General features: G+C 40.4%; 16 protein-coding genes. 6 read left to right on the plus strand and 10 right to left on the minus strand.

Annotation, left to right across the window (positions count from 1 at the left end):
- Positions 1-21: 21 nt before the first annotated feature.
- Entirely contained in the window at positions 22-351 is a 330-nt protein-coding gene (locus H5183_RS18150; RefSeq protein ID WP_145241937.1) for a Bor/Iss family lipoprotein, read from the minus strand.
- Positions 348-662, minus strand: coding sequence for a Bor family protein (locus H5183_RS18155; RefSeq protein WP_145241939.1), 315 nt, complete (start codon positions 660-662; stop codon positions 348-350). The genes H5183_RS18150 and H5183_RS18155 overlap by 4 nt, the downstream gene beginning before the upstream one ends.
- A 192-nt stretch (positions 663-854) precedes the next feature.
- Between H5183_RS18155 and H5183_RS18160 the strand changes: the two genes are divergently transcribed.
- Positions 855-1043 (plus strand): hypothetical protein, encoded by a 189-nt coding sequence (locus tag H5183_RS18160; RefSeq protein ID WP_145241941.1) that lies wholly within the window; start codon positions 855-857, stop codon positions 1041-1043.
- Positions 1044-1255: 212 nt separating this feature from the next.
- The gene (locus H5183_RS18165) at positions 1256-1630 is read left to right on the plus strand and encodes a DUF5329 domain-containing protein (RefSeq protein ID WP_145241943.1); all 375 of its coding nucleotides are present in this window, start codon (positions 1256-1258) and stop codon (positions 1628-1630) included.
- 55 nt (positions 1631-1685) lie between these two features.
- Here H5183_RS18165 and H5183_RS18170 read toward each other — a convergent pair whose 3' ends face one another.
- Complete coding sequence (locus tag H5183_RS18170; RefSeq protein ID WP_182732364.1) at positions 1686-5264, minus strand: M1 family aminopeptidase; 3579 nt, start codon at positions 5262-5264, stop codon at positions 1686-1688.
- An 11-nt stretch (positions 5265-5275) separates the two neighbouring features.
- Positions 5276-6157, minus strand: coding sequence for an ABC transporter ATP-binding protein (locus H5183_RS18175; protein WP_182732365.1), 882 nt, complete (start codon positions 6155-6157; stop codon positions 5276-5278).
- A 557-nt stretch (positions 6158-6714) separates the two neighbouring features.
- Here H5183_RS18175 and H5183_RS18180 point away from each other — a divergent pair.
- Positions 6715-7392 carry a nitroreductase family protein gene (locus H5183_RS18180; RefSeq protein ID WP_182732366.1) on the plus strand — a complete coding sequence of 226 codons (678 nt, stop codon included), beginning with the start codon at positions 6715-6717 and terminating at the stop codon, positions 7390-7392.
- On the opposite strand, the gene H5183_RS18185 is transcribed toward H5183_RS18180, so the two are convergent.
- From H5183_RS18185 to H5183_RS18195, 3 genes are read right to left on the minus strand one after another with little or no spacing between them, the layout of a single operon-like run.
- The gene (locus tag H5183_RS18185; protein ID WP_145241951.1) at positions 7385-8446 is read right to left on the minus strand and encodes an efflux RND transporter periplasmic adaptor subunit; all 1062 of its coding nucleotides are present in this window, start codon (positions 8444-8446) and stop codon (positions 7385-7387) included. The two genes, H5183_RS18180 and H5183_RS18185, sit on opposite strands and share 8 nt — an antisense overlap.
- Complete coding sequence (locus H5183_RS18190; protein ID WP_182732367.1) at positions 8436-11723, minus strand: efflux RND transporter permease subunit; 3288 nt, start codon at positions 11721-11723, stop codon at positions 8436-8438. Before H5183_RS18190 ends, H5183_RS18185 begins: the two co-directional genes overlap by 11 nt.
- Before the next feature lie 4 nt (positions 11724-11727).
- Complete coding sequence (locus H5183_RS18195) at positions 11728-12030, minus strand: metalloregulator ArsR/SmtB family transcription factor (protein WP_182732368.1); 303 nt, start codon at positions 12028-12030, stop codon at positions 11728-11730.
- Positions 12031-12160: 130 nt separating this feature from the next.
- On the opposite strand from H5183_RS18195, the gene H5183_RS18200 reads away from it, so the two are divergent.
- From H5183_RS18200 to H5183_RS18210, 3 genes are all read left to right on the plus strand, one after another.
- Positions 12161-12349 carry a DUF2892 domain-containing protein gene (locus H5183_RS18200; RefSeq protein ID WP_149983085.1) on the plus strand — a complete coding sequence of 63 codons (189 nt, stop codon included), beginning with the start codon at positions 12161-12163 and terminating at the stop codon, positions 12347-12349.
- A gap of 1 nt (position 12350) precedes the next feature.
- On the plus strand, positions 12351-12695 hold the full coding sequence (locus H5183_RS18205; RefSeq protein ID WP_182732369.1) for a rhodanese-like domain-containing protein: 345 nt from the start codon (positions 12351-12353) through the stop codon (positions 12693-12695).
- A gap of 79 nt (positions 12696-12774) precedes the next feature.
- Positions 12775-14556, plus strand: coding sequence for an alkaline phosphatase (locus tag H5183_RS18210; RefSeq protein WP_182732370.1), 1782 nt, complete (start codon positions 12775-12777; stop codon positions 14554-14556).
- Between the two features lie 87 nt (positions 14557-14643).
- Here the strand turns inward: H5183_RS18210 and H5183_RS18215 are convergent, their stop codons facing one another.
- From H5183_RS18215 to H5183_RS18225, 3 genes are all read right to left on the minus strand, one after another.
- Positions 14644-15558, minus strand: a complete 915-nt coding sequence (locus H5183_RS18215; protein WP_182732371.1) for a DMT family transporter — start codon at positions 15556-15558, stop codon at positions 14644-14646.
- A 295-nt stretch (positions 15559-15853) separates the two neighbouring features.
- Complete coding sequence (locus tag H5183_RS18220; protein ID WP_182732372.1) at positions 15854-16417, minus strand: hypothetical protein; 564 nt, start codon at positions 16415-16417, stop codon at positions 15854-15856.
- A gap of 37 nt (positions 16418-16454) precedes the next feature.
- Entirely contained in the window at positions 16455-16997 is a 543-nt protein-coding gene (locus H5183_RS18225; protein ID WP_064668490.1) for a PH domain-containing protein, read from the minus strand.
- Positions 16998-17011: the final 14 nt, after the last annotated feature.

Below are 17011 nucleotides of genomic sequence, written 5' to 3' on the forward strand. Positions count from 1 at the left end.
ATGATCTTTGATTATTAAAAATTACTGCACTTTATACGGTACCTGTGCACAACTCACCTCAACTGTTTTTGGGTACCAAATAGGCCCAACTTCGTTAACAACCAGTTCTGCTAAGCCATTAGTAAATGATTTATAAGTGTGCACACTTTGCCATTGCGGATCAGGGCAAATCTCAGATAAATCAACCGCATTCGAGCCCTCATAAAGAGCGGCGGCAAAGTTGTGATGCCATTGCTCACTTTTATGGTTTTCAGCTAAGTCATCATATTCACCGTTATCAAAATGAATATTAGTACACCCCGCTAACACGACAATAAATACAATAGTGAACAACCCTGTTAACTTTTTCATATTCCAACTCCTTCGCTACCTTGCTCCTGACACCAGACTTTAATTGTGTGTGGTGCATAAATACCTAACGTGACTAACCCTAGCGCACCATCGGTAAATGTTTGTTGTGATTGCATTTGCACCACAGTTTGATCGCCACATACCTTTTTTACATCAACACGCTGCTCACCAACCAGTCCCCACATAAAAAATGGACGGCTATCTTGATAAGTTGGTTTTGAGCTAAGTTTAGCCATTTTTTGTGGTTGGATTGTTACAGCTGAACACCCTCCAAGCACAATAAATAACAAACTTATTAAAAAAATTCGCATAACTTAATCCTGATTAATTTAGTGGTGCAGAGTGTAAAATGAATGCCTACTAAAAAAAGTAAGAAACTGTATTGAAAATGTAGAAACAAACTGTATTCATTAGCTTGGCAAGCTTTTTTAGGAACTTTTTCTTATTTAGAGCACCTAAAATGCAGTAACATTCTTTTTAGTCAAATTGCTTTAAGGTCATTGATGCAGATAAAATCATTTTCTTTTATTGCTATTGTAGCAATTGCCATTGCTTTGCTAAGCATCACAGCATTGGCCACAGCACCATTGTCAGACGAATATAAAGGCGTTACTGAAACAGCTCATACACTCACGCAAGATGTAACAACATCAAGGACCGATTATTTTTGCAGGGGAACTCAATGCATGTAGTGATGCAAGGCAAAAGGTAGCTATTACCGCACTTTATAAGCTTGGTTTCTCAAAAACGCTTTATATTGATGATAAACGGACAAATGCTTTTGGTCTTGCGCTTTAACAAATATAGCCCCGCGGTGTGACCGTTAATACAACCCGTGTGCCACAACAACAAAGCTCAGATCACAATCCTATAATGGTAAATTTACACCTAAATGAGGCTATAGATGAAACACTTACCCCATAATATATACGTTTTTATAGCGTGCCTTTTACTGTGCGTTAGTCGGCTAAGTGTTGCAGCAAGCGCAGATCAGGAAGTCAGTCACTTAATTAGTTTTATTAAGCAAAGTAAAGCAACGTTTATTCGAAATGGCGATGAACATAACAGTGAAGAAGCGGCTGAGCATTTAGCCATGAAATACCGAAAAGCCAAACGCTATGCAAAAACCGCTGATGATTTTATTGACAACCTTGCCAGCAAAAGTTCATGGAGTGGTAAAGCCTATACGGTTATTTTACCTGATAGTAGCACATTAACCGCTAGCAAATGGTTAACTGATGAATTAGCCCGTTTTAGAGCAATAGAAAAGCCGCAATAAATGCGGCTTTTCACCTTGTGAAAGTGGATATAAACCAAGTCTCAGCTAACGAACTCTAAAACTTAGCCAAGTTATCAACACTATCTTTATCAATTAACTTAACAAAAGGATCAACCCCTGCGAAAAGCGGCTTTTCTTTCACTTTTAGTTCAATGGTGTTAGTGCCGGTTACTAACCGATGCTTTTGTGAATAAATCACAAAATCTTCAGCTAGTAGGTTTTCAGGATCATCGTTAAATAATGCAATATCAATCATTTCATCAAGTGGTTGCTCTGCTTCTTCACCTTGACCATCGGCACGCTTTTTAGCGGCCTCGACAGTTAGAGTGACCGTGTACAAGCCATCACTATCAGCCTCATCAGATACTTTCGCTTCTTTCATTGTCAGCTCATATAAAGTGATATACATAAACTGATCATCAATGAACGCTTGCTCTGCGGGAGTCGCGTCACGTTTCAAATAACTAAGTAAATCTAACGTGGTCGGGTAAGGATTACTTTGATATTTAAAGTCACTAACAAACTCTTTTAAAATGCTGTTTAAACGCTCCTCACCAAACAAATCATGCATGGCCATCATCACCACTGAACCTTTTTGGTAATAAATATGCGCTTGGCTTTCTACTTTATACAGCGGCATTTCTTGATACGCTTCAACTGAGCGACCTTGCAAATACTTATCAAGTTCATACTTTAAGAATTTACGTAGCTTTTGCTCACCGTATTTTTTCTTAAGTACCATAATTGCGCTGTATTGCGATAAACTTTCTGACAATACTGCAGCACCTTGCACATTAGCTCCGGTAACCTGATGCCCCCACCACTGGTGAGCCACCTCATGAGCAGTAACATAGTAAGGCACATCAATCTTAGTACTGTCTCGGTTATCTGTAATAAAGCCTATTTGCTCTGAATAAGGTACAGTATTAGCAAAGCTTTGTGCAAATGACTCATAACCAGGGAACTCAATAATACGCATTTGCTTATGTTGATAAGGACCAAACTCCGCAGAAAAATAATCAATTGAATCAGTAACCGACTCAATCATACGATCCACGTTCCACGTATGGTCTTGATGGTAATAGACTTCAACATTTACTCCATTATGCGTTATTTTTTTAGACTCTAAACGAGCGGATAAAATGGCATAAAAGTTTATTATTGGTGAATCCATTTCATAACGGAACGTGCGTCGTCCGTCAGTCACTGTTTCACTTTTTAAATAACCTGGTGCAATTGCAAATTGCGACTCATCAGTAGTAATGGTTGCAGCAAAGTTGATAAAACCACCATTCGCGCCAAACATGCTTTGTTTGTAATACTGAGTGTCTTCAAGTTTATTAGCACGCTGTAGCTCAGGTAAGCCACGTTTACGACGCTCATGTTTATCCGTTAATTGATAACTGTCGTTATAACCAAAGCGCGGGAATAAGCGCCAATTATCAATAAAGGTGCCATTAGCAACAAGCTTAGTATCGGTGTTGCTATCGGCAAAACCTTGGTGGCTGCGCTCGACTGAAATCTCACCTTTGCGCACTTCACCAGGCATTAATGGCTGAGTAAATTCAAACCACGCTGAGTTATAGTCAGGCAATTGTTCAGTGATGTCCCCTCCGGCAATTTTAACACTCCACTGAGGGCTGTTATCCGGTTTACTCACCAAAAATCGCTTAATTGCTTGCTCACTAGTATTGGTAATAAGCACATTGGCAGTGGCGAGTATTTTGCGCTGCTGTGGATATATCGCAACATTAAGATCAACGTCAGTGATTATCGGCAGTGGGTCATCTTTATACTGCACAAACTGTTGCTCGTATTCAACTTGCAAGTTTTCAAGTTGATCTTTAGTATAAAAATCATTCAGCACTCTTGTATTATAATAAATTTGTGCGCCCGCAGCGATAAATACCACTAACCCAAGTACTGCCGCCGCTTGCCCTTTTCGACCTAAGTTATATTTTAACTGCGCAAAACGATTGCGTAAGCTTTGTGACGGGCCACGGTGCCACAATGCAAGCCCAATAACGGCTAGCACCACACTTAACCCTCCCCAATAAAGTGTGTACCATGCCACTCCAGTTAAGTAATGACCATAACCGTTAATATCTGAATAAGCAGCAGGACTTGATTGGGCAAAATGAAACATATTATGACTAAACCCATAATTACTTAGCACTATTGACACTAAATAATACAGTCCAAATAATCCCATGCCGATGTATTTATTAGCACTGATTATCTGCAGAAAAAAGGCCAGAATAGCGAGCATTACAAAAGGTAAAAAAGCAAAATAACCTAACCTAAATAGGTATTGTCCAAGCTCTAAATTAAACTGTCCTTTAATTAGCTGTACAGTAATTGTCAGTACCATACTAAAAATATAAAGCAGACCAATAACACTCACTAAAGCCAATAGCTTAGACACCCAAAACACACTATTATGCACCGGAAAGCTATCGACAATATCACCCATGCCGCTATTACGTTCACGCCATACTAGCTCAGCGCTGTAGTACACAATAACAATAGTAATTAATAGTCCTATTGCATTTTGAATGATACCAACCATGTTTTGAGTAACAGGCCAATTAACTGTGCCATACCAACCAACTGGAGCTAGTAATGGCACCATAAGTACAGCTAAAGTAATAATACCTAAAATCAAAAATGGCGCACTGATAACAACTTGTTTAAACTCAAAAGCACAGCGCAATAATAGCTGTTGTTTGAAAGAACTTGCGCTCGCTTTGTGATTTACCGAAGAAGCAATGAGAGCCGCCTCTTTTTGTTTAGTTAAATTAGAGGCAGCGAGTTTCTTCTTTTCGCGCTTGATAACAATGCGAGATGACAGCTTGCCTGAGGCAAAAAATATAACAGCTGCCAATATAACCCATAATATACGATTAAATAGTAAAACCCCTGTTAGCTCTAACGTTTGAGTATTTTTATCACTCGCAGTCCAATAACGAGTAATATCAAGTAATGAGCCACTTGCAAAAGGATCGGCATAACCCACTATCCATCGAAACGCTAAATCATCAAAGTAAACAGATACGGTAGAGTAGGCGATTAAAAATGCAACCGCGGTAAGATATACTGCCATCATTGAGCGAAAATACGTTGCCACACCATTAAATATAGCCGCTAAAACAAACAAGCTAGGCACTGCCATATAAAAATAGGCCGTTAAGTAATAGCCTAACTTGTTATCTCCTACCAACTCAGGATCAAGCCAACCAACTAGCAAACCAAAACCAGATCCTAAATATATTCCCAGCGGTACAAACGCAAAAATAAGCGCAACAACACAGTACGAACCTAAAAAGCGCCCTAATTGATACATTAATGGCTTGAATGGCTTGCTAAAAACTAGCTCTGACATATTCGTTTCATCATTACGAATCGCAGAACCAGCAACAAAATTTACCACTAAAAAAATAGCAAACTGAAGCAAAATACTAACTAGCATCAAGATACTAAATGGTGAATTCACATTAACGTTGCTGCCACCAAGTAAGACGTTGTCACTGCTACTTGCAAAAAAAGCCACTAAAAAAAAGATTAAAGCGGTTACATAAAATGAAGGCTGACGTATAAAATAACGCAGCTCAAAGGTAAGCATATTTAAAAACATGATATCCTCCCCTACGCTGCACTGATATTACGATGCTGATGCAAAGTAGAAAAATACACATCTTCTAAGTTAGCATGACTAGCAGTAAACCCTTCAGGAGCTTGCTCACCATACACATTTAAAATTGTCTGCCCAGCGAATAAACGCTTTGAAATCACTGGTAGATGCTGTTCAAGCTCTTGCGCTTCAGTTTGGTTGGTTGTTTTTTGCCAAATTTTACCTTGGAGTTTATCAGTAAGTGCTATTGGGTTACCTTCAAGTAAAATTTTGCCACTGGCTAATACCGCCATATTAGGGCAAAGCTCCGCGACATCTTCAACAATGTGAGTTGATAAAATGACCACTTTTTTCTCGCCAAGGCTTACTAATAAATTATGAAAACGATTACGCTCTTCAGGATCAAGACCTGCTGTTGGCTCATCAACAATCAGTAAATCAGGGTCACCAAGTAATGCTTGTGCGATACCAAAACGCTGGCGCATACCACCAGAAAAACCACTCACGGCTTTATTACGATGCTGATACAAATTTGTATGTGCCAACAAGCCTTCAACCGACTCTTTACGCAGTGCTTTATTATCGAGCCCTTTTAAAACAGCCATATGATCAAGTAAGTCATAAGCTGAAACTCGCGGATAAACACCAAAATCTTGTGGTAGGTAGCCTAAACGCTGACGAAGCGCTTGTGGGTCTTTAAATGCATCAATACCGTCAAAGATCACAGAACCTGCATCGGCTGACTGCAAAGTGGCAACAGTACGCATTAACGATGATTTACCGGCGCCATTTGGTCCAAGTAATCCAAACAGACCTTTTCCTATTGATAAATCAACCCCTTGTAGTGCGTGCACCCCGTTATCGTAAGTTTTTGATAACCCAGTTATTGATAGCATTTTTACTTCCTAGTATTTGATTATAATAATTATTTATACGAAGTAAGTTACATTACCAGTAAGTTAGTAACAATAGCAGGAGGTTGTAATTTTGTAACAGAATGAAAACAGAAAAGCCGCAATAAGTGCGGCTTGGTTTCACTCTTAGGAGAGGTGAACTTAAATTCTGAAGTAACACTAACTCAAAGCTGTATTTAATACTGCAGTAGTTATTTTCATCATCAGTTTGCACTAGCGATAACTTTATATAACTAAGTTATCGACAAAATCTGCCTGCACTAATGATTTTTGAATGTCTAAATAATGACTGCCGGTATGCTCGGCTGAGTATTCAAAGCATGTGCTTGTAATAATGTTGCTTTGTTTTTAGCTACCCATGCATTCTTAATTTCGAACTATACTGTATGAAAATATAGCTGAACAATCTGTGAACACAATGTGCAATTAACAATCATTATTTTAGGAAATAACATAACTGTAAAGTAGATATTACTTGCACCTAATCTCGCTACTGGGTATAAAAATAGTTATCAACATTTAATAAGAAGCGAAAAGCCATGCAGCAACATGACCACCAACCACTTACAGACTTTATTGAATATCCACATGAACAGATGCTTGAACGCGCTAATGAGTTTTTAAAGACAAGCCAGCGTCGTCATACAATTCGTAGTTTTAGCGACCGACCGGTGCCAAAAGATATTATTCAAACCTGCATTAAAGCCGCAGCTACAGCACCAAGTGGTGCAAACCACCAACCGTGGCATTTTGTAGCAATTAATAGTAGTGATGTGAAAAAGCAAATTCGTGAAGCAGCCGAGAAATTAGAACGCTCATTTTATGAAGGCCGCGCTGGTGAAGAGTGGTTAGATGCTCTAAAGCCATTAGGCACTGATGCCAGCAAACCTTATTTAGAGCATGCACCTTGGCTAATTGCCGTATTCAGCCAAAAGAAAGGCGGCTTAAATACTGATGATAAAAACACCAACTACTATGTGCATGAGTCAGTCGGTATTGCCACCGGCTTTTTAATTCAAGCATTACATCGCGCAGGGCTTGCAACACTAACTCACACACCTAAACCAATGAGCTTTTTAACCGACATTTGTGGCCGCGACAAAGACAACGAACGCCCCTATATGCTGCTCATTGCCGGTTACCCAAGTGATGATGCTACTGTGCCTAATCATGCCTTGGTGAAAAAATCACTCGATGAAGTTGCGACCTTCATTTAGGTTTAAAATCCACCGCTAATGTGTCGCCGGCGTTAAGCCCGGCGATAATATGCTGTTTAGCATTAATCACCTCCCCTAAACGAACAAAGCGGCGCTCAATCTTTTGCTCGTTAATAACATATACCATGGCTAATTGACCGTACTCATGCACCCAACTTGGCTCAATTAAAATTCCTTGCTCGGTATCCAGTGGCAAGTGAAGCTGTGCATATAAACCAGGCATCAAGTTTGATTGTGTTGGCAACTCTAAACGAATTAACATACTACGTGCAGCACTATCGGCAATCGGAACAATTTCACTCACCACCGCAACAGCGGTTATATTAAGTGAAGGCAAACTGACCGTTAAGCTTTGACCCAGTGTGAGGCTAATTGCCTGACGTTCTCGCACATTAAATTCAAGCTGTAATTGTTGTGGATTATAAAGTGCCAATAAAGGTGAACCAGGCACTGCGGTATCACCTGGTTCAACTAACCGCTCTACAACAACTCCAGAAATGGGCGCTTTTATACGGGTAAATTCAAGTGCGACTTGTGCTTGGGTTTGCTGTTGCTTGGCAACAGCTAAGCTTGCGGTTAAGTTATCAAATTTCGCTTTTGCCTCATCATTATCACTAACCGATACCAACCCTTGTGAATATAAGTCAGTTACGCGCTTAAGCTGTTTATCAGCTTGTGTAAGTGACGCTTGAATGGCTTTTATTTGCGCATCACTTTGTGCCAATTGCGCTTTAAAATCGTCTTGCTGCAAAGTAATGAGAACATCGCCTTGCACAACACTATCACCAGCACGTACATTTAAACGTTCCACTTGTGCCATCACTCGTGACGAAATTTGCGTGTTTTGTTTTGCAATCACAGTACCGGGAACATCTTCACTGCGCTTGATCGCCGTCAGCTCAACGGTAGCGACTTTTCCCTCATATGTCGTTGCTAATACGGGTTTATTTCCTGCGGCTTGTTTATTTGAAAAGCTGCCTGCCATATAAAGCACAGCAACAATAATCACTAACAACGCAATGATTGAGCCGAACAGTTTTGATTTACCTTGCATGAGCTTCATCCTCGGTTGTTTGTGTGTTCGCAAACACTAAATAATAAACTAGCGGCACCACAAACAACGAAAACAATGTTGATGCCACAATGCCAAAAATAATAGCGATAGCAAGACCACTAAATACGGGGTCTAACGTAATCACTAAGTTGCCTAATAAAGTTGTGCCAGCAGTCAGTAATACTGGCCGCATCCGCGTTGTGCCTGCGGCAATCAATGCCGCTTTTATTGCCATCCCTTGCCCGCGAGCTTGATTAATAAACTCAACTAAAATAAGCGAGTTACGCACCACAATACCAGCAAGTGCTATCATGCCGATCATCGCTGTTGCGGTGAATAGCACAGGCTCTGGAGCACCGGCTATGGAGCGCTCACCAAACTGATTTAATAACCAAAAACCCGGCATAATACCAATCACAGTAAGTGGAATAGCCGACATAATAATCAGCGATAAACTGGCAGATTGCGTTTGTATTCGTAAAATAATAAAAATGGCGGTTAACGCAAAAGCAAACGCAATTCCCATATCTCTAAACACATCAATTGTGATCCGCCATTCACCTTCACCACTAAACGTTACATGCGTGCCTTGTGGTAATTGCCAAGCCTTGGTTCCACCGTTATTAAAAAAGCTGCGGGCTAACCAATTTGTTTGCTCAAAATCATCGCTACTTACATTTAAATCAGCGTTTACGTCCGCAATGATTTCTGCAGGAGTACGGCCATTAAGCTCTGCCATCACGTATACAACCTCGCGTTGGTCTTTACGCATAATCGGTTTTGCGACATTTAGGTTATAAAATTCACCCAGCTCAGATAAAGCCACCAACGGTCGTGGCGCACTAGTTAAACCAAACTCATTAGTTGATTTTGCCAGCTCTCTATCACCTCTGATTTGTATAGCAAGCAGTTGCGCTAATTGGTTTCGCTGCTGATATGGTAATTGCATTTTGATCTCAACGGGCTGCGTTTCACCACTGACATACATTACGCCCACATTTTTACCCGCAGATGCAATCGTTAATGTATTGGCAATATCTTGTGTTGATACCGCCGACAAAGCCGCCTTGGCTTTATCGGTAATAAAGCGCTGCATCGGTGCCGTGGCTGCAATACTTGTATCAACTTCAACCACATGGGGCTCTTGCTTCAGTCGTTGTGCAACTTGTTGAGCCGCTTGATGGTGGGTTTGCGTATCAACAAACGGATCACGATACACTTCAGCCACTAAGGTGCTAAATACTGGCGGCCCGGGTGGAACTTCAACCACTTTTATCACAATGCCGTTAACGGCCAATGGCTCAAGCTGTTTACGTAAACGCATCACGACACCATGAGACTGTTGCTCGCGCTGCGCTTTGTCTAATAGTAATACTCTAAGCTCAGCTAAATTAGCGGCCTCACGGCGATAATAACCGCGCACCATACCATTAAAATCCATGCTTGATGGTTGCCCAACATACGCAGCTATTTCACTTACTTCACTAAGCTGCCATGTTATAGCTTGTACTTTACGAGCGGTCAGTGTTGTTTGCTCCAGATTCGTCCCCTCGGGCATATCTATCAGTACTTGTAGTTCATTTTTATTATCAAACGGCAATAACTTCAGCGGCACCATTCGCATCACGGGCAGCAATGCACTGATAATAAATAATCCTAAGGTTGCCCATAAAATCAGTTTTGCGCGCCCTTTACTGGCCAGTAAAGGCGTTAATAAGCGTTCATAAATAGCTACTTTAGGGGAAGTTAAATCATTGTGCTCAACAACCGGTTCTTTTAATAACTTCATGGCAAGCCAAGGAGTTACAAAGAATGCCACAATGGTTGAGACCATCACGCTTACAGGCACATTAAATGCCATTGGTGCCATATATGGGCCCATCATGCCAGTGATATAAGCCAAAGGAATAAAAGCCACCATGATGGTCAGTGTCGACATTAATAATGCACCACGTATTTCGCTCATTGCAGCGACAATCTGTTGTTTTTTATTGCCTTTGTTTTGTAAAAAACGGCTAATATTATCAATGCCCGTTATCGGATCATCCACCAGCAAGCCCAGTGATAATATCAATGCAAATAACGTTACTCGGTTGATGGTGTAACCAAACGCAAAATCGAGGCTTAAGGTTATGCCATAACAAATTGGCACAGCTAAACCAACAACGATAGCGGGTCGCCAGCCTAAGAACACGCCAACAAAAATCACTACGGTAAATACCGCAAACACTAAGCTTGAGGTTAAGTTATTCACTTTTTCGTTAGCGGTTTGCCCGTAATCTCTAAGTATTGTGTAATCTATTTGCGAAGGTAAAAAATTAGTTTTTAAATCAGCCATCATTGCGTGTACATCATTTGCGACCGCGACTGCATTTGTGCCCGCTTTTTTAGCAACACTTAAGGTGACTAAAGGATGCTCTTGTGTGGTATCAGATTGCGCTAGCCACTGATAATTTTCAGGCTCACTTGGTCCATCGAGTACTTTTGCAATATCTTTTAAATAAACACTTTTGCCGTTGATAACATTTACAACAAGCTGCTCAATCGCGGCTTTTGTTCGTAACACATCACCAGCTTGTAGCATTATTTGTTGCTCTGCATTAACAACACTGCCAACCTGAGATAATTGATTAGATACACTCAGTGCATAATAAACATCGCTGAGCGTAGTTTGATGAGCTGCTAGGGCCGTCGCATCTAAATTGACCGTTAAAGTGCGTTTGCGCCCAGCAATCACTTTAACTTCACTGGTGTTTTCTATGCGCTGTAAACTATTCGCAATTTCGTTAGCAAAACGGGTTAACTCATAGTCGTTATATAATTTAGGATCTTTACTAAATAAGCCTAGCATCACAATCGGCACGTCATTTACTTCGACCGGGCGCACCTGCCATGAGCTAATAACTGACGCCATGGTATGTTGATAACTATATAGTTTGGCGTAAGTATCGAGGATTGCTTGTTCACGATCATGACCCACAGTAAAGCGCAATGTCACCACAGTGCCATTACTTTGTGTGGTTGAATAAATATGCTCAACACCGCGTAATTGCGCCAATAACTTCTCGAGTGGTTGCGTGACCAGCCTTGCCACTTCGGGAGCTTCAATGTTAGGAGCTGAGACATAAATATCCAGCATCGGCACCACTATTTGCGGTTCTTCTTCACGGGGAGTTTGCTGTAAAGCCATAATGCCAAGCAACACAGCCATTACAAAAATAATGATAGGAATACGCCCGTTAAGACTATTTTTTACTGCACTGTCGAGCTTATCCATTAGGTTATTCCTTACAAAATAAACCATAGAGCGTGGCTAACATAGCCTGTGCGTTGTCGTTAATCACCCGATAATAGATGGTCTGGCTTTCGCGACGAGTACTAACAATATTTGCTTTTCGTAGTGTAGCCAAATGCTGCGATAAAGCAGACTGTGCCAATGGTACAGCCGCATTTAATTCAGAAACACTCATTTCACGCCCCTGCAAAGAGCACAAAATCATTAAACGGTTTTTATTTGCTAAAATTTTTAATAGCTGCTCAGCATGCTCTACGTTATTAGCCATAGCTGCAAAGTCGATAGTCATAGTTCCACTCTTATATTCAAAGTACAGCAGATTATAGTTAGCTATATTAGAAAAGTCTAATATTATAATTTACTAATGTAGCTTTATCTAATATATTAAATAGTAACAGTCACTATTACTAAGGTTAACCGTGAAACTAAACGATGCTCTTCGCTTGATAGCAGGTGTAATGATTTGCATATCATTGTTACTACAGCAATTTCATGATCCATTGTGGATTTGGTTTACAGTGTTTATTGCTCTAAACTTAATTCAATCAGCATTTAGTAAATGGTGCCCGATGATCACTCTTTTAAAAAAACTAGGTTTCGAGGAATAACATGCTTACTTCAATCCCAGATCTAATGAAAATAATTACGCCAAATCAACGCCGCATTGAGGCTACACAGGCCAAGCAAGAAATTGCTGACAACAAAGGGCTATTAATTGACGTACGTGAACCCGCCGAACATGCGGCAAAAGCAGCTATCGGCGCAATTAATATTCCCCGTGGTTTACTAGAAATGAAGTTAATGGAAATCGAAAAAGACCCAGCTCGGCCAATTTACTTACACTGCGCCAGTGGCGCACGCGCAACATTAAGCGCTGAAGCACTTACCCGCGTTGGTTATGAAAACGTCACCGTTATTACCTGTAATGCAGAACAGGTTTGCCAAGTATTTTAATGCAATTGGCATAACAGCTTCACATAAAAGTCATACTGGTCGGATAAGCTCTTACTTTTAAATTTAGCGGTACAGAGCAATGACGTTTACACGAAGAAATTTTTTAAAAGCCTCGGCGGCAGGATTTGGTGTCGCCGTTTTATCATTAGGATTAACAGCTTGTCGGTTTGATGATGAAGATGACGACATTCTTGACGTAAGCTTTGCTCATGGTGTTGCCAGTGGTGATCCATTAGCTGACAGCCTAATTCTGTGGACTCGTGTAACCCCTCTAGATCCAACAACCACCAGCATTAAAGTACAATGGCAAGCAGCAACCGACCCTAACTTTGCTAATATCAGCCACAATGGTGAAACACATATAAGTGCAGCTACAGACTTCACCTTAAAAGTCGACTTACAAGGCTTAAACGCCAACACCACTTACTATTATCGCTTTAAATCGAATGGCAAAACCTCACCTATTGGTGCAGGTAAAACACTACCAACAGGCAGTATTGATAAAGTGAAATTTGCTGTTATATCGTGTGCCAACTACCCCGCAGGCTTTTTCCATGTGTATGGTGAAATAGCCAAGCAAACAGACATAGACGCTGTATTGCATTTAGGTGATTACATCTATGAATACGGCAATGATGGCTACGCTACTGAAGATGCTGGTATTTTAGGCCGTTTACTGCCAGAAGATAACAGTGACGAAATAATTAGCTTAGCTGATTACCGTAACCGCTATGCCCACTATCGTACTGATTCAAACTTACAAGCTGCGCATAGTAACTGTGCATTTATTACTGTGTGGGATGACCACGAAATTACCAATGACACATGGCGAAATGGCGCAGAAAACCATAATGAAGGCGAAGGTGAATTTAGCGAACGTAAGCTACATGCCCTACAGGCCTATTTTGAATGGATGCCAATTCGTAATGTAGCTGATAAAGAACGAATTTACCGTCGCTTTGAGTTTGGTAATTTAGTCTCTTTATACATGCTAGACACGCGTGTACTCGCCCGTGATGAACAGCTAAGCTATGCTGATTTTGACCTAACCAGTGCACAAGGACAAAGTGATTTTGCAAATGCACTAAGCTCACCATCGCGCGCATTACTTGGCAATGAGCAGCTAACATGGCTCACTGATGGCATGACAACATCAAACTCAAAATGGCAGGTACTTGGCCAACAAGTACTGATGACCAAAATGCATTTGCCGTTTGAAGTACTGCAACTACTAGTGAGCTTACAAATAAGTCAAGCAAATGGCGGCGACACTAATGCATTATTAGCACAAGCATCGGCATTATTTGCTGAACTTGCACAAATCAAAGGCCGCGTGCTTGCAGGCGATCCAAGTGTTACTGATGCGGAACGCGCTCGAGTTGATACTACTGCACCATACAATTTAGATGCATGGGATGGTTACGCCTACGAACGTGAAGTGCTGCTTGGTACTGCCATTGCCGCACAAAAGAACTTAGTGGTTTTAGCGGGTGATACTCATAACGGTTGGGCTGGGCAATTAGTTACTGATGCTGCAAACCCAATTGCAGCGTCACAAAATGCCGGTGTAGAATTTGCTACCTCTTCGGTGTCTTCGCCTGGTCTTGAAGAATACCTAGCGCTGAATACACAAGGACCTGAAGTTACGGCACAAATGGAGCAAGTTATTGCACTATTAGTCAATGATCTTATCTATAACAACTTAGTCGATAGAGGTTACTTAACCGTGACCTTTACCCCAGAGCAAGCCACCGCTAAGTGGAATTACGTGAGCAGCATTAAAACCGCTTCATACGAAATGCAAACCGAGCGCAGTAAAGAACTACGTATGCTAGCAGGTCAGCCAGTAATACAAGGGTAAAGATTCTAGGTGCTAGGAAAAAGCTTTAGATGAAAGATTAAAACAGCCCGGCGATCACTTGATCGCCGGAATTTTTGCGTTAAGACTTTAATCATTGGTAATTCCTTTCATATTCTTAGTGTCGCTATTCCTCTCAAAGTGCATGAATAAAACATGAGCGATACTTGATAGCACGATCAATACAATGCCTGCGATACCCAATAAAGTTTGAGTTTGTTGAAGAAAAATGTAGCCCAAAATACTAGAAAATAGAATTTGCGCATATTCAAGCGGCATTAGCTTAGATAAGTCACTTTTATTAAAAGCGAAAAAACGTGCTGCAAGTTTAGTAATAAGGAGCCCACCATATAGCATAATTAGTAGAGCACTATTTGTACCTAAAGGTTTCCACACAAAAATAGCGACGGGTAATAAGATAATCGCCGAATAGAGGGGAGCAAAAACCATTTGAGGCACAACTTTCTCTGCATTGCCTATTTTCTTTAAATTAATATTATAAATGACTAAAATAGCTACCGCTGACAGTGCAAAGATCAATCCTAGATAGAGGTTTTGCTGCGTTACTTGGCTCGCCATTAGTTTTGGAGAAAGCAGCATCATCACTCCAGCTAAATTCAAAATAATAGCCATATAGACATAGGCTTTTGGTTTTTCTCTAAAGATAAACACCGACAAAATGGACGTTATAAGTGGCACAAAAAAGTTAATCGCGGTTACTTCCGCTAAACTTAAATATTGCAGAGCATAAAACAAACATATTGTTGAACTAACACCAAGCAGTCCTCTGAAAATATGTAGCTTCATTTTTTGGGGTTTGATATTTTCCCATTTGCCTTTCGAGAATAATATAATGGCCGCAAAAGCTGCAATTACATTAACCAAAAAGACAACTTGGAATGGGCTGATAGCTTTACCTAAAAAACCACCGATTAGTAACATCACACTTAAGATAAATGAATCTGACAACATCCAAATCACTGCGGTTGACTCTTTACTAGCCATTTAACTTCTCTCCATGTGTTTGTGTAGCACAAATATATGCTACGAAATTAGAGCCCTATTAGAAATCAACTACTTTGAACCCTAATAAAACTGCATCCTTTTCAGATAAAATCGCTTTAAATTACACCCATAAAAGGTACAAAACAAGGGGTTTAGAGATAATTTGAGCTAATAGCATAAGACACTTTGGGAGGGTTAAAACAACTGGAACCAATGATAGTTAATGTAATAGTCTTGGGTTATCGAATGTAAACTTAAGCTCCCTGTTTAGTGAATACATTGGCATAGCACTGTATTAATTTCGCGGATACTCGCACATTGCCATATACCAATTGCCAGTTACATGTTCGTACTTACCATAATCTTTAGCGCCGTAACCGAGCACACATAAACCTATTTTCTCAGGGTTACCAAAAACAAAATAACCTTCTTGTTGCCTATCCTGGTATGAAAAGGTAAATGCTTTTCTAATCAACCAAACACCCTGAAAATATTGAATCCAAAGAACATCTATATTTTTATTCAGTAAAAACTCAGTGAGCTCATCCAAACTTGGATCGGTCACCTTCACGAATTCTTTACTGCCTTTTTTTCTTATTAACTTATGCGCGAAACGCTCACCACTTTTATCATCAACCCATTGTACAGCCTGAAGATCCCTTTGCTCTGCAAGTAAAATGGCGTGCTCCAAATCATTCTCGTGTTTTTTGAGAAAGTTTTTAGCTTTTGATTCAGGGCTATTAACCGTAAAAAATAAAAAGCTTGCTAGAAAAATAACTACAAGCACCGAGAATAAAACAATGAATCTTGGTATCAGAGTCTTCCTACGAAACAGCTTAATATAAGGTGTATTTTCCATATTTTCCTTAAAGCAAAATAGGATTACTCATATCTAACTATTTCCGCTCATCCAATAACGTCACTAACATTTGTTCAATATTTTTCACACTGTAAGTAAGTGCGCGTATTAGCTCAACTTGGCTTTGTGGCTCATCACTGTTCGCTTTTGTTGGTTGCTGTGCGGTTAGATTATCTTTTTGAGTTAAGATTGCCTCGCGAAACTCACTGGCATCAACTACCCCAAGTAACGATACTAATGCGCCATGACCAGACTGACCTGCGGTTTCAAAGCTTAGTCGATATAAACCAAATAAACGCATCAACGGGCCTTGGCTTAACCCGACGTCAGTTATTTTTTCAAGTGGGATGGACTTTTCTTCTTTGAAAAATACACCGCGCTTTACTACCAGTTTACGCTCAAGTAATTGAGCCGACATAGCGGCTAATATACTGCCACTTACAATCCAAACAATCAGTACTATTACCGGGATAAGCGGAATAGTCACAACTCCTAAGGTGCTTGCACATACTGCAAAAATTAACCAATAAGGCTTTATTTTAGGATCAAACGTAGCACTTTTTAACATAGCTTCTGACATCGTAGTTACCCATA

The sequence above is a fragment of the Pseudoalteromonas sp. SR44-8 genome, from assembly GCF_014163635.1.
Taxonomy (GTDB): Bacteria; Pseudomonadota; Gammaproteobacteria; order Enterobacterales; family Alteromonadaceae; genus Pseudoalteromonas; species Pseudoalteromonas rhizosphaerae.

Coding starts and splice junctions, on each gene's coding strand:
- H5183_RS18150 (WP_145241937.1), bottom strand. CDS start 351: ATGAAAAAGTTAACAGGGTTGTTCACTATTGTATTTATTGTCGTGTTA.
- H5183_RS18155 (WP_145241939.1), bottom strand. CDS start 662: ATGCGAATTTTTTTAATAAGTTTGTTATTTATTGTGCTTGGAGGGTGT.
- H5183_RS18160 (WP_145241941.1), top strand. CDS start 855: ATGCAGATAAAATCATTTTCTTTTATTGCTATTGTAGCAATTGCCATT.
- H5183_RS18165 (WP_145241943.1), top strand. CDS start 1,256: ATGAAACACTTACCCCATAATATATACGTTTTTATAGCGTGCCTTTTA.
- H5183_RS18170 (WP_182732364.1), bottom strand. CDS start 5,264: ATGTTTTTAAATATGCTTACCTTTGAGCTGCGTTATTTTATACGTCAG.
- H5183_RS18175 (WP_182732365.1), bottom strand. CDS start 6,157: ATGCTATCAATAACTGGGTTATCAAAAACTTACGATAACGGGGTGCAC.
- H5183_RS18180 (WP_182732366.1), top strand. CDS start 6,715: ATGCAGCAACATGACCACCAACCACTTACAGACTTTATTGAATATCCA.
- H5183_RS18185 (WP_145241951.1), bottom strand. CDS start 8,446: ATGCAAGGTAAATCAAAACTGTTCGGCTCAATCATTGCGTTGTTAGTG.
- H5183_RS18190 (WP_182732367.1), bottom strand. CDS start 11,723: ATGGATAAGCTCGACAGTGCAGTAAAAAATAGTCTTAACGGGCGTATT.
- H5183_RS18195 (WP_182732368.1), bottom strand. CDS start 12,030: ATGACTATCGACTTTGCAGCTATGGCTAATAACGTAGAGCATGCTGAG.
- H5183_RS18205 (WP_182732369.1), top strand. CDS start 12,351: ATGCTTACTTCAATCCCAGATCTAATGAAAATAATTACGCCAAATCAA.
- H5183_RS18210 (WP_182732370.1), top strand. CDS start 12,775: ATGACGTTTACACGAAGAAATTTTTTAAAAGCCTCGGCGGCAGGATTT.
- H5183_RS18215 (WP_182732371.1), bottom strand. CDS start 15,558: ATGGCTAGTAAAGAGTCAACCGCAGTGATTTGGATGTTGTCAGATTCA.
- H5183_RS18220 (WP_182732372.1), bottom strand. CDS start 16,417: ATGGAAAATACACCTTATATTAAGCTGTTTCGTAGGAAGACTCTGATA.
- H5183_RS18225 (WP_064668490.1), bottom strand. CDS start 16,997: ATGTCAGAAGCTATGTTAAAAAGTGCTACGTTTGATCCTAAAATAAAG.